The organism is Pyrinomonadaceae bacterium (assembly GCA_036277115.1).
Classification (GTDB): domain Bacteria; phylum Acidobacteriota; class Blastocatellia; order Pyrinomonadales; family Pyrinomonadaceae; genus UBA11740.
The window spans coordinates 472,704-490,852 of record DASUNM010000023.1; the positions used below are offsets into that span (position 1 = coordinate 472,704).

At 56.5% G+C, this 18,149-nt stretch carries 11 protein-coding genes; 9 read left to right on the forward strand and 2 right to left on the reverse strand.

All coding sequences use genetic code 11. The features are described 5' to 3' along the window. Window positions 1–69 precede the first annotated feature (69 nt). Window positions 70–1,149 carry a tetratricopeptide repeat protein gene (locus VFX97_08955; GenBank protein HEX5703311.1) on the reverse strand — a complete coding sequence of 360 codons (1,080 nt, stop codon included), beginning with the start codon at window positions 1,147–1,149 and terminating at the stop codon, window positions 70–72. 173 nt (window positions 1,150–1,322) lie between these two features. Further along, on the reverse strand, window positions 1,323–4,460 hold the full coding sequence (locus VFX97_08960; GenBank protein ID HEX5703312.1) for a TonB-dependent receptor: 3,138 nt from the start codon (window positions 4,458–4,460) through the stop codon (window positions 1,323–1,325). Window positions 4,461–4,869: 409 nt separating this feature from the next. On the opposite strand from VFX97_08960, the gene VFX97_08965 reads away from it, so the two are divergent. The 9 genes from VFX97_08965 to VFX97_09005 all read left to right on the forward strand — a co-directional run bounded on the left by VFX97_08965 (window position 4,870) and on the right by VFX97_09005 (window position 18,119). Next, complete coding sequence (locus tag VFX97_08965) at window positions 4,870–6,183, forward strand: HD domain-containing protein (GenBank protein ID HEX5703313.1); 1,314 nt, start codon at window positions 4,870–4,872, stop codon at window positions 6,181–6,183. Next, a complete protein-coding gene (locus VFX97_08970) occupies window positions 6,164–7,072 on the forward strand; it encodes an energy transducer TonB (GenBank protein HEX5703314.1) in 909 nt (302 codons plus the stop codon). Before VFX97_08965 ends, VFX97_08970 begins: the two co-directional genes overlap by 20 nt. Window positions 7,073–7,147: 75 nt before the next feature. Continuing rightward, complete coding sequence (locus VFX97_08975) at window positions 7,148–8,386, forward strand: CBS domain-containing protein (GenBank protein HEX5703315.1); 1,239 nt, start codon at window positions 7,148–7,150, stop codon at window positions 8,384–8,386. Between the two features lie 121 nt (window positions 8,387–8,507). Then, window positions 8,508–9,821: an Nramp family divalent metal transporter gene (locus tag VFX97_08980; protein ID HEX5703316.1), complete on the forward strand. Its 1,314-nt coding sequence runs from the start codon at window positions 8,508–8,510 to the stop codon at window positions 9,819–9,821. 101 nt (window positions 9,822–9,922) lie between these two features. Beyond that, window positions 9,923–11,350 carry a mechanosensitive ion channel family protein gene (locus tag VFX97_08985; GenBank protein ID HEX5703317.1) on the forward strand — a complete coding sequence of 476 codons (1,428 nt, stop codon included), beginning with the start codon at window positions 9,923–9,925 and terminating at the stop codon, window positions 11,348–11,350. 182 nt (window positions 11,351–11,532) lie between these two features. Then, window positions 11,533–12,033: an Hsp20/alpha crystallin family protein gene (locus tag VFX97_08990; protein ID HEX5703318.1), complete on the forward strand. Its 501-nt coding sequence runs from the start codon at window positions 11,533–11,535 to the stop codon at window positions 12,031–12,033. A 103-nt stretch (window positions 12,034–12,136) separates the two neighbouring features. Continuing rightward, the gene (clpB, locus tag VFX97_08995) at window positions 12,137–14,731 is read left to right on the forward strand and encodes an ATP-dependent chaperone ClpB (GenBank protein HEX5703319.1); all 2,595 of its coding nucleotides are present in this window, start codon (window positions 12,137–12,139) and stop codon (window positions 14,729–14,731) included. A gap of 183 nt (window positions 14,732–14,914) precedes the next feature. Next, complete coding sequence (locus VFX97_09000; GenBank protein ID HEX5703320.1) at window positions 14,915–17,203, forward strand: ATP-dependent Clp protease ATP-binding subunit; 2,289 nt, start codon at window positions 14,915–14,917, stop codon at window positions 17,201–17,203. Between the two features lie 109 nt (window positions 17,204–17,312). After that, on the forward strand, window positions 17,313–18,119 hold the full coding sequence (locus VFX97_09005; protein HEX5703321.1) for a hypothetical protein: 807 nt from the start codon (window positions 17,313–17,315) through the stop codon (window positions 18,117–18,119). The last annotated feature ends 30 nt before the right edge of the window (window positions 18,120–18,149 follow it).

Genomic DNA, 18,149 nt, shown 5'->3' on the forward strand with positions numbered 1-18,149 from the left:
ACCGGACGTATTCTAGCAGCACCCAGCCAACGGCGAAAATTAATGGGGTAGTTTGACGGACTGCCGCAATCAACCCGCGGCCCGCCCGGGCTTGCTGCGCAGTTCGCGGATAGTGGCCGCCACGCGGGCAGCATCCGGCGCCTTCGGTTCAATTTGCAAATACTTTTCCAGCGCGTCCGCCGCGCGTTTGTAATCCTGCTTTCGCCAGTAAATCCCGCCCAGATAGTAATGCACGAGCCCAAGATTTTGCCCGCCTACCGCAATGGCACGCAGCATTTCTTTTTCGGCCTCCTCATAGCTGTGCATATTAACCAATGCGATTCCCAGATACATGTGGGCCGTGGGCGACGATTCCTTCTGACGCAGCGCCGCGCGCAACTGCGTCACGGCTTCCTGAAAATCCTGTTTGTTGAGCAGCGCAATGCCGTAGTTCAGCAGCGGCGTGAAGTTGTTGGGAGTCAGGGCCACCGCCATCCGCAGTGCTTCCACGGCGCGGTCCGGCTTGCCCACTCTCAAGTACTGGACGCCCAATTCATTCAGCGCCTGCGGGAAGTGTGGATGCTGGCCGACTGCCGTAGTCAGCAGGTCGATCGCGCGTTGACTGTCGCCTTTTCGGACCGCCTCCAGCGCGCGCTCGTAAAGTGCCTTCGCCTGAGAAGGCACCACCGCCATGCTCGCATCGAGGACGCCCGCCCTGCGCGTGGCATTTAGAGACTTTGGTTGCAGATGGATCGTAACGGTGTAGACGCGCGGCACCGTCGGCATAACCATGCGGCGGGTGCGCGCTTCGCTGTCGATGTAGACACTCTCGCGGTAAGTCTCGAATTCGTTGTTGCCCTCAACGATGACGGTATAGTTACCGGGCGAAAGTCCGCCAAAGGAAAACTCGCCCTTGGTATCGGCGAGAATGGTCAGGTCGCCGGCATTCATGTTTTCAAGCCGAACCCTCGGGCGGGAATCTGCCGAGCGTCCCGACGGATAATAGATTCGTCCCTGAATGGTATGACGGCCGTTCGTGCCGACTGTTTCGGTGCCTCCGCCGCTCTGGGCGCAGACAGACACGAAGCCCATCAAAAACAACGCGCCGCCCATGCTAAGGCGCACGATGCGAAAACTGCATGCGTGAATCCAGTTCGTTGGCGAAAACATGTCCGCACCTCCTTAAAGGCGACCGCGGTCAAGTATCAGGCAGGATCTTGCGTCAGGGTGGAAACGGGAACCGAAAATAAAGACGGGAGAAGCACGACTGGCGCGCCTCTCCCGGAAAAACTTGTCGCGCGCCGGAAGTCCGAAGAACTCCCGGCGCGTGAAAGTGAACGTTCTTAGAAACTGAACTTAACGCCGAGACGCAAGTTCGACGGGAACTGGAAGATCGTGCCCGTACCAAAGAACGGATTCGGAACCGGCGCGATGCCCGGAGCGCCACTGTTGATCAGGAACGTCTCGTCCAGGCGGATAGCCTTTTGAGTATTGAAGACGTTGAACCAATCAAGCTGCAAGCGCAACTGGCGATTTTCGCCGAACTGAATCGGGTGATAGACGCCGATATCCAGGTTGGTCGTAAACGGCGTGCGGTTCGAGCCGATTGCGCTGTCTTTGCCCGCATTGCCGGCTGGCAGCGCTGAGTTGTCCGGAACGATGGCCGTACCGCGCGGCACGCACGAGAGGCCCGGAATGCAGAAGCCTTCGTTGTCGCCATAGAGCGGGTGCGGAACCAACGCGTTGAACGGAATACCCGACTGCGCACGGAACGATGCACTAAACATCGTCTTGAAAGGCGCGCGCCAGCTGCCATCCAGTTTGAACTGGTGCGGCCGGTCATTCGGAAGACGTCCGTACAGACCATTCAGCAAGCTGACCAGGTCGAACAACGAAGTGATGTTCGGGTCAGCCTGGCCGTTGTCGTTACGGAACAGACCTTCGTAGTTACCGATCAGGCTCGAGTAGGTGTAAGAAGCGATGAACTGATAATTGTTCGAGAAACGCTTGTTAGCACTGAACTCGAGTGCGCGATAGTACCGGCGGGCGCGGCCGAACGAGCCGAAGCCAAGATCAACGGCCAGGCGGTCGGTCAGGCTTTCGCCGGGGTTGAAGATGAAGTAGTTCGTACCATCGTCAAATGAGCCGTCCTCGATGACCGATCCCTGCGCGCGGTAAATACCACGGGCGCCGATCGCGAAGTCACGAGCAACTTCGAACTCGATACCGCCGGCCACTTCATGAACCGACTGCGGCTTCAGGTCGAAATCTGCCGGTGTCGGGTGGTTGCCGAGGTTGCCGAGAAACGCCAGCACGGTTGAACCGGCCGGGGCGTTAAGACGACTGGCGTTCAGGTTATAGTCACTCTGAATGTCGCCACCTGACGCACGCACATTGATATCGAGCGGAATCGGTGACTCAACGAAGCGAGCGTAGTTGATGAACAGCTTGCCTTTGCCCTTGCCAGTGAAATCCCAGATCAGACCCACACGTGGCTGCAGGGTGTCCTTGAAGTTGTTCAGCTTGATGTAGTCAGCATCGCCAATTGAATAGGCTTGCTGCATGTCCCAACGCAGACCAAAGTTGAACTGCACATTCGGGCTGATCTTGAAGTCATCCTGAATGTAGAAGCCCTGAGTATCGGTCTTGATTTTCTCGCCCAGGGTGTTGAGACCAAAGCTGCGGGCGCGCACCACATCGAGCAACAGAACGGGATTCACCGGAGTGGCCGACACCGCGCCAAGCACGGCGGAAGTCACACCAGCAGGTCCCTGACCGGCTGCAATGATCTGGTTGAAGTTGTCCACGCGCGACTGACTCGGACAGGTAATTGTCGTTGTCGAGGTGCGGGCGCAAATCGCGAAGCGGTTCTCAACGCGGTACGGAAGGGCAGGAATGCCCGCCGCGTTCGCACCGGTGAAGAGCCGGTCTGCTCCGGTCTGGTTCGTGTGAATGCCATATTGGTTACGGGTGTATTCAAATCCGTACTTGATCGTATGGCGTCCATAGATGTTCGTGAATCTCGCTGCCGCTTCCCAACGGTTGCGATCCTGCTGAGACTCGAGACCGCCGGTACCGAAGCCAGTACGAACGAAGTTGCGCTGGACCGTACCACCGCTTCCTTCGACATATGCCTGGCGCAGGCCGCCCGCCGTCACCACAGTCGTTTCCGTTACCGGCAACACTGCTCCATTGCGCAAAACTGAAAAACGGTCAGTGGTCGCCGTTTCGTCGAACTCCGGCAGCGTGTTGGCGCGCTGGAGGTGCAGTCCAAACGAGAACTCGCCAATCCACGTCGGCGTGATGTTTGAGTTCAGGCGGAATGCGTAGTTCGAGCCACCGGTTTCAACGGTGCCGCGGAAACTTTGTGGGTTAGCACCAAAACCGCTCAAACCGAACACGAAGCCCTCGGCCTTTGTGTGGTCAGCAAACGTCGAAAAAGTGAACACGTTCGACTGATTGATGGCCCAGGTCAGCTTGCCGGAATAGAACGGCGTAGTGATCTTGTTGCTGTCTTCGACGAACAACGTTTGGCCCAGGAAAAAGTTCTTGCGCTGTTGCGGGTTGAACGCTCCGAAGAACCACAGCTTGTCTTTGATAATCGGGCCGCCGATGTCAAAGCCGGCGTCAATTTCGGAGAACCCGTTCGGCGCCGCGCCGGTGAACGGGAAGTTCGCAGTTTCGCGCACCAGACCTTTGGTCGTGAAATAAGCGAACGCGTCGCCGGTGAATCGGTTGCCACCACTCTTGGTGATGACGTTAAAGATACCGCCGGTAGAGTGTCCATACTCAGCGCCGTAGGCACCGGTCTTGATTTCGACTTCCTGCACGAACTCGAAGGGAAGGTTCGCGCCCGATCCGCCGAACGCGGGGTCGGTGGTCGTCACGCCGTCGAGAATGTAGTTGTTCTCAGGGCCGGAGGAACCGGCAACCGAAGGATCACGGTCACGTCCCGAGGCGTCACGAAGACCCGAACGTGAAACGCTCGGTGCAATCGTGTAAAGCGACTGGACGGTGCGTTGAGTCGGGAAGTTCGAGAACTGATCGCTCGAAACGTTTGTGCCGGTAGTATTGTTGGAGGTATCGACCGCCGCGCCCGATGTGTCGGTTACGGTAACCGTACCGCTCACGCCGGCGAGCTGGAGTTGAACGTCAGCCGTGGCAGTCCTGCCGAGGTTGACCTCCACGTCGCCCTTACTAAATTCCGCGAAGCCTTTGCCCGCAGCGTTTGCGTCAACCTTCACCTCGTATTTTCCAGGCGGCAGGTTGAGAACGCGAAAGCTGCCGTTGTCATCTGACACGGCCGACTGCGCGTTGATCAGGTTCGGGCTCGTCACGTTCACCGTAACGCCCGGCACTGCATTACCCTGAGGGTCGGTGACGGTGCCTTCGATCGAACCTGTCGTTTGTGTCTGTGCCATGGCGCCGACTGCAAACAGCGACAGGCACATCGCAAAAACGAACATTAAAACTTTTCTCATCGTTTGTTTCCTTTCTTGAGTGTCCCGATTAATCGGGACTTCTAGTTAACTGAATTCAAATGCACTGGCCAACCTCTTTCGAATGGGTCAGCCTAATAATTCCTGTGGTTCTGGCGGGGTCTCGGCGTTTTAACGTTGGAACTGAAATAATCTGCATCCGGACTTTCCGCAAAAGGATAGATTCCGCAGCCTTTTAAGCAATGACGATGCCATACGCCAAGGCCCGGAACAGCCTGTAAAAATCGCTGATTTGCGTGAATTTACAAGCCTTGTAAATCCGAAATTTCGGTTTTAGTCCGAAATTCGGGAAAACTGCGGGGACGGCGCTTCCCGCCGTGGGGAGGGCCGGGAATTCCGGCATGACGGGCGTGTGGTAGACTGCCCCATCCCTGAGTCCCTTGGCGAACCCTTGTCCCAGAGAATCTATCGCGATCCGGTTCACAACATCATACCTCTGCGTGCCGACACGTTAGAGGGTCATCTGATGATCCGTTTGATCGACGCGCCTGAGTTTCAAAGGCTGCGCCGCATCAAGCAACTGGGTCTCGGACTGTACACGTACCAGGGGGCCGAACACTCGCGGTTCACTCACAGCCTTGGAGCGCTGCACTTGATGACGCGGATTCTCGATCGCCTGGGCGAGAGTTATCCGATCGCGGCAGAGGATCGACTCGCGGTGCGCGCCGCCGCTCTGCTTCATGATGTCGGGCACGCGCCCTTCTCGCACGCGATGGAAAAGACGTTGGGCATCCATCATGAGGATCTGACGATCGCGGCGATCACTTCGGAAGAAACAGTAGTCAATCAGACTTTGAGTTCCCATTCAGCGGAACTGCCGCAACGCGTCGCTTCGGTCGTGAGGGGAGACTTCAAGCCGGCTGCTTTAGCGCAACTTGTCTCGTCGCAGCTGGACGTCGATCGGATGGACTATCTGTTGCGCGATTCGCTGATGACCGGGGCCAAGTACGGTCTCTACGATCTTGAATGGATTATCAATGCGCTGCAGATCGATGGGCCAGGTGATCGTGTCTACGTTGCCGCGCGCGGTGTTTACGCAGTCGAGGAATATTTGCAGGCGCGCTATTACATGTTTCGCCAGGTGTACTTTCATCGCACACTGCGTTCCGCGGAAGCCGTGTTGAGATCCGCGCTGCGCCGGGCCCTGGAACTTGTCGCCGATGGCGCACCCGTCTGGTGCGCACCCGAAGCCTCCTTTGCGAAAGTACTTCAACGCCAGCCTCTGACGATCGGTGAATACCTGCAAATTGATGACTCAGACGTCATCTTTCATCTCAAGCAATGGCAACGCGAAGCTGATCCCGTGCTCAGCGACCTAAGCCGCAGATTTGTCGAACGGAAGCTTTTCAAAGCGATCGATCTCGACATGCCTGAAGATGAACGCTCGGGTTTCATCGAAGCGGCGCGCGACGTGGTGGTGCGCGCAGGGTTCGCCGCGGATTACTACTTCATCGAAGACCGTGCGACTGACGTGCCTTACTACGGCTACTACACGGGCGAAGGCGCTGAAGAGCGCGCGCGGATTTACGTTGAAGATGGTTACGCTCATCCCAAGATTCGCGAGATCAGCGAAATCAGCGAGGCAGTGCGCGGACTTCGCCGCGGGTACGAACTGCATCGCGTCTGTTTCCCCTCGGAAGTAAAAGACGAAGTTTACCGGCTGTATCACGGAACGGCAGCGATCGATGCGAAGCAAAAGAATTAATAGTCCCACCTGGAAACATCTCGCCGTCGCTACGTTTCTCGCCTGCTCGATCTGTCCGGCCATCAACGCGCAAGTCAACGCGCGCCCGATCGAGATCGCCGTTATTGGTTTCGGCGACAGTCAAACGGCGAGAAAAGTAACCGAGCAGATCAGTGAATCATTCCGCGCAAACCAATTTCGGATCATCGACAGTGATCGGGCGAGAGCCGCGGCGATCGGTGTCGGCTACCAGGGCTCTTTGAACCTGACTCTTGAAGATGCGCGCAACCTGGCCTCGGCCATTGGTTGCGACTACTTCATCACCGGCGACGCGCAAACTCTGCGGCGATCGCCTTCGACTTCTCCTGTCTACTTTGAGTCGTACGCTTCGCTGTTTTTGGTCAGCGCACGCACCGGCAAACTGGTCTTCTGGGAACGCCAGGAATTTCGCCGGCCCATTGCAAATGAAGCCGAGCGGACACTGCTGAACGCGCTATCTGCGGCTACTACGCTGGGGCGATATCAGAGCACAATTCACCGAATTGCTGAGGAAGAACGCAATTTCCGCGCGACAGCCTTCGACCGGAGCGCTCCCGTTATCGACTTGATGCCGGATGCTGAAACCCCCAATGGCGTCCGCGCGCCGCGTCCATTTCGCCGGCCCAAACCTCCCTATCCCGACGCGGCCGCACACGATCGGGTCGAAGCTACGGTCGATGTGCTTGTGGACATCGACGCCCACGGCAAGGTGGGCCAGATCGAGATCGCGCGTTGGGCAGGTTATGGATTGGACGAGTCGGTAATCAACACGGTCAAGCAGTTAGATTTTTTTCCGGCGATGCGTGACGGTGTCGCGATTCCAATGCGCGTGCTGTTGCGTTACAACTTCCGCAAGCCACCTCTGCAATAACGCATTCTCCAGACTGAAGTCTATGGTACCGCTGCGTGTTATCATCACGCGTCACGCGGCAGCGTGAACCAATCAATGCTCTATCTGTCGCAAGTCCTGGGTCGACCTATCATCGATCTCGAAGGCGAGCGTGTCGCCACGCTCAAGGACGTAATCGTGCGTCTGGGCCAGGACGACCATCCGCCGGTTGCAGGCTTTGTCGCGCGCTATCGCCGGCGCGACTTCTTTCTCTCGCGTTGGCGGATTTCGGACTTCGGCGAGCATGGCGTAAAGCTCGATTCAGACATTCTCGATCTGCGACCGTTCATGCGACGCGAGGGCGAAGTGCTGCTCGCACGCGATGTGTTAGACAAACAATTGATCGATGTGGACGGCAAACGAGTCGTGCGCGTTAACGACGTGCAAATCATTCCCGCTGCGAACGAGTGGCGCGTAACGGGCGCGGACGTAAGCCTCGCCGGACTCTGGCGGCGGCTCGCTCCTTCATTCATGCGCCGCGGAAATCCGGTTGAAGTCATCGACTGGGCCGACGTTGGCTATCTCGCCACGGACGCCGCAACTGTTCAGTTGAAATCTTCGCGCGGCAAATTAACGCGCCTGCATCCGGTTGAAATTGCGCGCCTGGCGGCTGCCTTCTCGTATCAACAAGGCGCGGAAATCGTCGAATCGCTCGATGACGAAACGGCCGCTGAGACCCTCGAAGAAATGGCAGCCGAGCGTCAGGCTCAGATCATCGGCGACATGGATGAAGAGCGCGCGGCGGACATTCTTGAACACATGTCGCCCGACGAAGCGGCGGACGTTTTGGGCGATTTGCCGGAAGCCAAAGCGGAAGATCTTCTGCACCGCATGGACGACGAAGAACAGTCCGAGGTCGCTGAACTGTTGCCTTACGAAGACGACACGGCCGGCGGATTGATGACGACTGAGTTCGTCACTTTGCCGCGCGCCTTGACGGTCGGCGAAGCGCTCGCGCGCCTGCGCGAAATGGCTGAAACGCCAAACATGATCTATTACCTGTACGTCGTCGAGCACGAAGAGTCATGGAAATTGGTCGGTGTAATCGCGCTGCGAAGTTTGATACTGGCGAGAACGTCAGCGCCGCTCGAGCAAGTGATGAGAACAGATTTGCAGGTGGCGCATCCTGATGACAACGCTGATGAGGTCGCGCACAAAATTGCCGAATACAACCTGCTGGCGCTGCCGGTGCTGGACGAAACCGGTGACATACTCGGCATTGTTACCGTCGATGACGCGATTGAGCATCTCCTGCCGCGTGACTGGCGCGAACGCGTGCCGCGATTGCTTGGCTAGTCAGAACCACTTGCGTTAGCGCGGTCCCCACGCGGGCATCCGCGCGGGGTGCAGGTGGCGGGTGGATGAACAGTTGAAACCTTGCTAGCAGAAATCAACCAAATGACTGAGGACCCTCCGAGTGCCAGAACTACCAACCAACGTCCGAGCTGCAGGTCGCGGCATCCTGCGGCGTGGCGCTCAAGGTGTGCGGCGCACGGTAGCACGCCGGCCACGGCTATTTCTCTATCTCTCGGTTCTCGGCCCAGGGCTCATCACCGCGAACGCCGGCAATGATGCTGGCGGCATTGCGACCTTTGCGTCAGTCGGCGCCGATCACGGTTACAAGCTTCTCTGGCTACTCATTCCGCTGACCATCAGTCTGGGAATGGTTCAGGAAATGTGCGCGCGCATGGGCGCGGTGACCGGAAAAGGTCTCGCTGATTTGATCCGCGAGCGCTTTGGCGTGCGCTGGACGGCGTTGGTGATGCTCGCGCTCTTGATCGCAAACGGCGGCGTTACCGTTTCCGAGTTCGTTGGCATCGCAGCGGCGATGGAACTGTTTGGCGTGGCGCGATACATCTCGGTTCCGATTGCTGCAATAGTGATTTGGTGGCTGGTGGTGCGCGGAAACTATCAGCGTGTTGAGCGAGTCTTTCTCGCGATGACGCTTGTTTTCCTCGGGTACGTCGTGTCGGCCTTTCTCGCGCGTCCGTCGTGGGGGACTGTCGCGCGCGAAATGGTTCGTCCGTCAATTGAGGTTACGCCGCTCTATTTGTTCACGCTGGTCGCGATCATCGGCACCACGATTTCGCCCTACATGCAGGTTTTCATTCAATCCTCAGTCGTAGAGAAACGCGTGCGGCCAGAGAACTATGCGTTGACGAAAGCTGACGTCTGGGGCGGAACGATTTTCGCGATTCTGATCGTCTTTTTCATCGTGGTTTCGACTGCGGCAACGCTGCACGTCCGCGGTGAACATGTTGATTCCGCCGCCCAAGCCGCACGCGCGTTACGACCATTCGCGGGTGCCTACGCCGAACTCCTGTTTGGAATTGGATTGTTCGGGGCGTCAATGCTGGCAGCCGGAGTTGTTCCTTTGGCCACCGCTTACTCGATCACCGAAGCGTTTGGGTTTGAGAAAGGTCTCTCGAACAGTTTCCGGGAAGCGCCGATCTTCCTCGGTGTGTTCACCTTTCTGGTAGCTCTAGGTGCGCTCATCGCGATGATGCCGGGCTTGCCCATCATTTCCGTGCTCCTGGTGACCCAGGTTATCAATGGCGTGCTGCTGCCGGTGATCCTTTTCGCCCTCCTGCGCCTGGTCAACGACCGCGAATTGATGGGAAGCTATGTTAACCGTCCGCTGTACAACGTCGGCGCTTGGGCCACCGCTCTGATCGTTTCGGCCTCGTCGTTACTTCTGATTGGCATCACAATCTTCCGCTGGTTAACCTGAAAACAGCCGGAACATGAGACTTATCCTCTCGCCAACTCATTGATTTGATGGTAAAAGTACACACGCTCCATCGCAGATTCGCTACGACTAGCACACCTTAAATGGCTACTTCGCGAAAGAAGAGCGACATCCTTCTTTACCTGGTTGTGACCGCAGTTTTTGGTCTCGCCACGTTCTTATTCTGGAAGTTCTCCGGGAACCACATCGAGGGCCAGCCTGCCTTTGAGGGTTGGTGGAGGATTCCCTGGCTGGTGCTGCTCTCCGGCCTCGGCTACGCAAGTATTCGCGTTATTAATGCGCTGCTGTTCGATTTCGCTTTCCGCCTGCGGCAGGGTTATGAGGCGCCGACTCTAGTTCGTAATATCTTCACCCTCGTCGCCTTCGTCATTCTCTTCGTCGTCATTTTCAGCAAGTTGTACCAGGAAGTTAACCTGGGAGCGCTCTTCACGACCTCGGCGATCTTCGGCGTCATCATTGGTCTCGCTTTACAGGACACGCTCGGGAACTTTTTCGCCGGCATCTCACTTCATGCTGATCGTCCTTTTCAAGTGGGTGATGTAGTTGTGCTGGGCCAGCAACAGCTGACCGGCGTAGTAGAAGGCATCACCTGGCGCGCTATAAAGATTCGAACGTTCCAGAATCATATTGTCCTGGTGAGCAATAGCAGCGCGGCCAAAGAGTCGATCGAAGTCTGCCCACGTGAAAACCTGAACGCGCGACTAGTGTTCTTCAATACGCTGTACACGGATTCGCCCGCCAAGACAATTCACATTGTGCGCGAAGCGATCCGTGAAGCCGAAAATGTTTCTGTAAGAATCACTCCGATCGTCAGAATAAGAAACCTCGGAGACAACGGCATCGACTACGAAGTCAAATACTGGCTGGAAGATTACGCGAAGTATAACGACACGGACGCACTTGTCCGGCAATTGATCTGGTACGCACTGCGTCGCGCGAACATAACCTTTGCCTTCCCCACCCGCACGCTGCACGTCGAAAGACGAGGTCCGACGCCGCTGGCGACCGGACCGCAGAAAGAAGTTATCGAGAGACTCTCAGCCGTCGATATCTTCGCGCCGCTCTCAAGTGAAGAGACTGCGAAACTTGCCGGCGGAGCTATGCGCCACGTCTTTGCCCAGGGCGAACTCGTCATTCGCGCCGGAGACCAGGGCTCGTCGATGTTCGTGGTTCATAGCGGCCGGGTGCAGGTGCAGATTTCCGATGGCGGTAAGCAGAGGCCGGTGGCCGTCCTGAGCGAAGGTGCATTCTTCGGCGAAATGGCGCTTTTCACGGGGGAGCCGAGAACCGCTAACGTCGTCGCGCTTGAAGAAACCGAAGTGCTCGAAATCGGTCACGACGCTATGAAGCATCTCTTTGAAACAAACCCAGATTTGGCTGAGTCCATTAGCTGGACTATCGCTGAACGCAGGGCGGGGTTGGAAGCCAGTTCCCAACAGGCCAGCGCCGCGGCTCAAGCCGAATCTGCCGGCCTCCTCCATTCGATCAAACGCTTTTTCGGCCTCCGGTAAACTCAACCCCTTCTTGTGAGCACACGATTGTCTATTCAAACAGAGGGGAAATTGCGGCTTGGGCAGACTTGACAGCTAAAGACTCAGATATTATTATCCCTTCGTGCTCAGGCAATTGTGTCCGCTGATTTAAGGGCCTGAAAGCACGGAATTCACCGTTTTTGCAGGAGGTTTGTTACATCATGACCATCACTCGCTACGATCCATTTCGCGATTTACGAAATCTTCAAGAGGAAGTTAACCGGCTCTTCACCGGGAATGTAGGCCGCACCTTCGACGATGAAGGCATCGCGCGTGGCCAATGGAGCCCGAGCGTTGATATTTACGAGAACAAAGAGCAAATCGTGCTCGAGGCTGAGTTGCCCGGCATGAACCGTGAGGATTTTGACCTGACGGTCGAAAGTAATGTGATCACGCTTCGCGGTGAGCGGCGCTTCGAGAAGAAGGAAGACACAGACAATTATCACCGCGTTGAGCGCGCCTACGGCAGCTTCACGCGCTCGTTCACTTTGCCGAACACTGTTTCAGGCGAGGGCGCATCCGCCGATTATCGAAATGGCGTGCTCCGCGTGACTTTGCCGAAGCGCGAAGAAACGAAGGCGCGCCGGATTGAGGTGAAGGGCGAAGGCGCCTCAAGGACGATCGAAGCTAAGTCTGACAAGTCTTCGGCTGCCCAGGCGTAAGTTCGTTTAGATTAGTACTGACGGGGCGCTGGCGGTATCGTCAGTTGCCCCGTTTGCTTTCAGCATCGTCAGAATTGATAAAATCAGTCACCAGAGTTTCACTATGCGCTTAGACAAATTCACCCTTCGCGGGCAGGAAGTGATTCAATCGGCCATTGAACTGGCTGAACGAACTCAGAACCAGCAGGTTGAACCTGAACATATGCTTTGTGCGATGCTCGATCAGCCCGAGGGCATCGTGCGTCCGCTGCTCGGCAAAATCGGCGCGAACATTCAGGTTGTTAAGAATGATTGCGAAGCGGCGGTGGGGCGCTTTCCTCGCGTTCAGGGCGGACAGCAATACTTCTCTTCCCGTTTAAGCCAGGTTTTCACGGCCGCCCAAAAACAAGCCGATGAGATGAAGGACGAGTACGTTTCGACCGAACATCTGCTTTTGGCGATTGCGGATGAGAAGACCGGCGACGCCGGCAAGATTCTCCGCCAGCATGGTGTTAATCGCGATGACTTGCTCAAGGTGATCGAGCAAACACGCGGCGGCACGCGCATCACCGATCAAAATGCCGAGGCTAATTACCAGGCATTGGCGAAATACGCGCGCGATCTGACTGACCTGGCGCGACAAGGAAAGCTTGATCCGGTCATCGGACGTGACGATGAAATTCGACGCACGATCCAGGTGCTTTCCCGCCGGACAAAGAACAACCCCGTGCTCATCGGTGAGCCCGGCGTCGGCAAAACTGCGATCGTGGAAGGCCTGGCACAACGAATAGTTTCAGGCGACGTGCCGGAAACGCTCCGCAACAAGCGGCTGGTCGGTCTGGATCTCGGATCCATGCTGGCCGGCGCTAAGTACCGCGGTGAGTTTGAAGATCGCTTGAAGGCGGTCTTAAAGGAAATCGAAACGGCGCAGGGTCAGATCATTCTGTTCATCGATGAGCTGCACACTCTCGTCGGCGCGGGCGCTGCCGAAGGCGCAATCGACGCTTCCAATATGTTGAAGCCGGCCTTGGCGCGAGGAGAGTTGCGCTGCGTGGGCGCGACCACGCTCAACGAATACAAGAAGTACATTGAAAAGGACGCCGCGCTCGAGCGCCGCTTCCAGCAGGTTTATGTCGGGGAACCGACAGTCGAAGACACGATTGCAATTCTGCGCGGCTTGAAAGAACGCTACGAAGTTCATCACGGCGTCCGCATCAAGGATACGGCGATTGTGGCGGCGGCGACGCTTTCGAATCGCTATATCACCGATCGTTTTCTGCCCGACAAAGCGATTGACTTGATCGACGAAGCCGCTTCGCGGCTGCGCATTGAGATCGATTCGCTGCCCCAGGAGATCGATCAGCTTGAACGCGAAATCATGCAGCTCGAGATCGAGCGGCAGGCACTACAGCGCGAAGAAGACGACCGCTCAAAAGCGCGTCTGCGCGAGATTGAACAACGCATCGCCGACCTGAAGGAAAAATCTTCGGGCATGAAAGCCAAATGGCAGTCGGAGAAAGCCATCATCGAGCACATCCGCGGCGCCAAAGCGGAACTCGAACAGCTCAAGTTGCAGTTGGATCAGGCGCGGAACGCCGGCGACCTGGGGCGTGCCTCTGAGATTCAATACGGCCAAATCCCCGAACTGCAGCAGAAACTTGAAGCCGAGCAAGCCAAACTCGGGACACTGCAATTGGACGGCGTCACTCTGAAAGAAGAAGTTGACGAAGAGGATGTTGCCGAGGTCGTCGCAAAATGGACCGGCGTGCCGGTTACAAAGATGCTCGAAGGCGAGATGCACAAGCTTCTGGGAATGGAAGAGCGCCTTCGTCAGCGCGTGATTGGCCAGGACGAAGCACTACAAGCGGTTGCCAATGCTGTGCGACGCGCCCGCGCGGGTTTGCAGGATCCGAATCGGCCGGTCGGCTCGTTCATCTTTCTGGGACCGACGGGCGTCGGCAAAACGGAAACGGCGCGCGCCCTCGCTGAGTTTCTTTTTGACGATGAGCGCTCGATGGTGCGCCTCGACATGTCTGAGTACATGGAGAAGCACGCGGTGGCGCGAATGATCGGCGCGCCGCCGGGGTATGTCGGATACGAGGAAGGCGGTCAACTTACGGAAGCCGTTCGTCGGCGGCCTTACGCCGTGATTCTTTTTGACGAGATCGAAAAGGCGCATGCGGACGTATTCAATGTCTTGCTTCAGATTCTGGATGACGGTCGATTGACGGACTCAAAAGGCCGAACGGTTGATTTCAAGAACACCGTTCTGATCATGACTTCGAATCTGGGCTCGCGTGAGATTCAAGAGGTAAGCGACGACGAGAAGCAGGTGCGTGAGGCGGTGACGCAGGTTCTACAGGATCACTTCAAACCTGAGTTCTTGAATCGAATTGACGACATAGTGATCTTTCATCGGTTGTCGCGCGACCAGATCAGTCAAATTGTGGACGTTCAACTTGAACGACTGCGACAGATGTTGCACGAACGTAACATTTCGATCGTGCTCGACAATTCGGCGAAGGAGTTGCTGGCGCGCGAAGGATACGATCCGAGTTATGGTGCGCGGCCGCTGAAACGCGCGATTCAGACGCTGATCCAGAACCCGCTGGCCATGAAACTCTTACAGGGAGACATCCAGCCGGGCCAAACGGTGACAGTGTCAGCGCAGGATGGTGAACTGGTCTTTCATACGAACACGGCTGCCGCCGCGGCATAATGTCGCCCACGGACGACGGCTTTGTGAGAAACTGACGATGGCAAGCGAATTGCTTGCTGTTTGGCGGGAATATTCCTGTTGCACTGAAACGCAACGGCGAATATTCTCTCGGCATCAAACAATGCTTCAATTGTGCGGCGCGATTGAAGCATACGGGGATCGGAAACGAGGAATTTCGAGCACATGGTTGATCTCGGGGCATACAAAGATAAATTCGGCGATAGCGGTCAGCGAGTGCTCGAAAAGGCGCTGGGCGAATCGAGACGTCGCGACCAAAACTACATAACCGTAGAACACATCATTCACGCACTCGCGAAGGAAGAGTCGGAACTTTTTAACTCAACTATTCGGAGCCTCGCCGTGGATCCCGACGCGGTCACCGGCGCAATCGATCGCCGTCTTGATAACGCGCGCCAACACGTGGGAAAAGGATTCCGGATCGCGCCTGACACGACAGACCTTTTCAAGCGCGCGATGGAGCGGGCTCGCTCGCGCGGTCGCAAGACAATCGAATCGACAGACATCTTTGACGTACTGTCTAAGGACGACAGTCTTTTGGTAGAAGTCCTGCGCGGCCTGGGCGCCACACCCGACCTGGTTGTCGAGCGCATCAAAACTAACGTTGATGAGCGTGAGCGTCAGGAAGAACAATACCGGAAGAAGTTTGAGCTGCCCGCATATTTGAAACACTTCGGCGTGTCGCTCAATCGCATGGCGCGCCAGGATAAAATTGCGCCGACCATCGGGCGCGAAAGAGAAATTCAGCAAATCATCGAGATTCTTTGTCACCGTGAACGGGCGAACTCGCCGATGCTGGTCGGTGAGCCCGGCGTAGGCAAGACTGCAGTGATCGAAGGCCTGGCCCGGATGATTGAACTCGAACCCGAGAGAGTTCCCGCGCGCTTGCGTAACTCGCACGTAGTGCAATTGCAGATGGGCGGCATTGTGGCCGGCACCATGCTGCGGGGCATGTTCGAAGAGCGCATCAAAGGCATCATCGACGAAGTCAAAGAACGCGACAATCTGATCCTGTTCATCGACGAAGCGCACACGATCATCGGCGCCGGCGCCGCCCTCGGCACGTCTTCGGACGCCGCGAACATGTTCAAGTCGTCATTGGCAAAGGGCGAACTCCGGATCATCGGCGCGACTACGTTGACGGAGTACAAGGAGTACATCGCGGAAGACGAGGCGCTGGCGCGACGCTTCCGTCTGGTGAAAGTAGACGAGCCTTCGATCGTTGAGACACGCGAAATTCTGCTCGGCGTCCGGCCTCGTCTGGAAAGAAACTACTCAGTTCAAATTTCCGACGAAGCGATCAACACGGCCCTCGAAATGGCGCCGAAGTACATCCGGAATCTGCATCTACCGGACAAAGCGATCGGCTGGCTCGACACTGCTGCGGTTAAAGTTGAAATCAACGAACCGCACACAATGGTCGTAAAGCCCGAGCATGTGATCGACGTGATTTCGCAGGAGTCGCGGATTCCGCGCGACATGATCTTTCGCGACACGAGTGATCGGTTCGCGTTGATCGAAGCGCAGCTGGCGCAGCGAGTCATTGGCCAAAAGGACGCTATCAAAGCTGTCGCGCAGCGCCTGCGTTTGAACAAAGGACCGCTGAAAGAATCGCATTACAAACCTGACGGCGTGTTGCTGTTCCTCGGTCCGACCGGTGTCGGCAAAACAGAATTGGCCAAAGCCGTCGCCGAATTCATGTTCGGTGATGAGCAGAAGATGATTCGCCTCGACATGTCGGAATACAGCGACGGCACCATCGGCATCGAGAAACTGATCGGCATGCCGCGCGGCATTGTGGGTTCAGAGCGCGGCGGAATTCTGACTGAGCAATTGCGCGAGAATCCATATACGGTGCTGCTGCTCGACGAAGTCGAGAAAGCCAATCCGTACCTGATGAATCTGTTCCTGCAAGCTTTCGACGAAGGCTGGCTGACGGACGGTCGTGGTCGTCGCGTTTACTTATCTGACGCCATCGTGATCATGACCTCGAACCTCGGCTCAGATAGTTTCAAGAAGTTCGAAAAGCCCCTCGGCTTTGGCACCAAGACCAGCAACGACTTTCGTCAGGTAAAGAAAGATGTGATGAAAGCTGCCGAGGCGCGCTTCTCGCCTGAGTTCCGCAATCGCATCGACGAGATTATTGTCTTCTCGCCGTTGACGATGGACGAGGTGAAGCAGATCGCGCAACTCTATCTCGACAAGACGCGCCGCCAGATGAAACGGCAGGGCAAGTTATTCGAGGTCACGGAAGCGGCGGTAGAGCACGTCACGGAAAAAGGCTACAGCACGCAATACGGCGCGCGTTTCCTGAAGCGTTACATCGACGAACGCGTTAAGCTGCCGATTACAAACATGTGGAAGCAGTCGTCGCGATTCGTCGTCGATGTCGAGGACGGTGAAATCATCGCGCGCGCTGAAGACGGTTCGGTCGTTCAATCAAATGGCGACTAGGCCTTCCTGAAAACGTAAAGAAAAGAGAGCCTCAACCCTGGTGTTGAGGCTCTTTTCATTTTGTGCTGTAATCCCCCGAATCAGACTGATGGGACCAACTTCACACTTCATGTCTTACCGAAAAGTTACCGTCGCCCTATTAGCAATCCTCGTTTCCGTCACTTCGTGTCTGGCGCAATCCGACGCTGCAGTTAAGACCAGCGACGAGAAAGCCGAGCAGGTTGTTCAGAAAGCTATTAAAGCCATCGGCGGCGACGCTTACTTGAACGTTAAAACGGTCATTGGGCGGGGCTTCTACACGACATACCACGACGGTGTTTCGGGTGTGCCGCTCCGCTTCGTCGATTACATCGCGTATCCCGATCGCGAGCGGACCGAATTCATCGGCGAAGGAAACCGAATTATTCAGACCAATTATCAGAACGAGGGATGGATGTTCGATGCGGCCGGGAAATCCTTGAAAGACCAGACCGCGAAACAGGTCGAAGACTTTCGCAATGCCATGCGCACGAGCATGGAGAACCTTTTGCGCGGCTGGTGGCGCAAAGAAGGCGCTACGTTGAGCTACGTCGGCCGTCGTGAAGCTAGTTTGGGTCGCCGTAACGAAGCCGTGAAGCTGACTTATCCGGATGGCTTTTGGATCGAATACGAGTTTGCGGCCGCCGAGGGCACACCAGCGAAAGCCATTTACAAGCGCCAACAGAAAAATCCTGACACCGACGAAATGTTCGAAACAACCGAGGAGGATCGGTTTTTTAAACCGGTCGCGGTCGCCGGCGTGAGCGCGCCGTTCGTGATCGATCATTTTCGCAACGGCGTGCAAACCAGTCGCATCAATTACGAAACCATCGAATTCAACAAGCCACTGGCTGATTCATTGTTCGCAAAACCGGCGAACATCAAGGCAGTCAAATAGCAGTTCGTAATCTCACCCGCGCTTCTCGTT

What these genes read in the sequence shown, in the direction of transcription:
- VFX97_08955 (HEX5703311.1), bottom strand. Translation starts at nt 1,149, where the DNA reads ATGTTTTCGCCAACGAACTGGATTCACGCATGCAGTTTTCGCATCGTG.
- VFX97_08975 (HEX5703315.1), top strand. Translation starts at nt 7,148, where the DNA reads ATGCTCTATCTGTCGCAAGTCCTGGGTCGACCTATCATCGATCTCGAA.
- VFX97_08985 (HEX5703317.1), top strand. Translation starts at nt 9,923, where the DNA reads ATGGCTACTTCGCGAAAGAAGAGCGACATCCTTCTTTACCTGGTTGTG.
- clpB (HEX5703319.1), top strand. Translation starts at nt 12,137, where the DNA reads ATGCGCTTAGACAAATTCACCCTTCGCGGGCAGGAAGTGATTCAATCG.
- VFX97_08960 (HEX5703312.1), bottom strand. Translation starts at nt 4,460, where the DNA reads ATGAGAAAAGTTTTAATGTTCGTTTTTGCGATGTGCCTGTCGCTGTTT.
- VFX97_09005 (HEX5703321.1), top strand. Translation starts at nt 17,313, where the DNA reads ATGTCTTACCGAAAAGTTACCGTCGCCCTATTAGCAATCCTCGTTTCC.
- VFX97_08990 (HEX5703318.1), top strand. Translation starts at nt 11,533, where the DNA reads ATGACCATCACTCGCTACGATCCATTTCGCGATTTACGAAATCTTCAA.
- VFX97_08970 (HEX5703314.1), top strand. Translation starts at nt 6,164, where the DNA reads ATGCGAAGCAAAAGAATTAATAGTCCCACCTGGAAACATCTCGCCGTC.
- VFX97_09000 (HEX5703320.1), top strand. Translation starts at nt 14,915, where the DNA reads ATGGTTGATCTCGGGGCATACAAAGATAAATTCGGCGATAGCGGTCAG.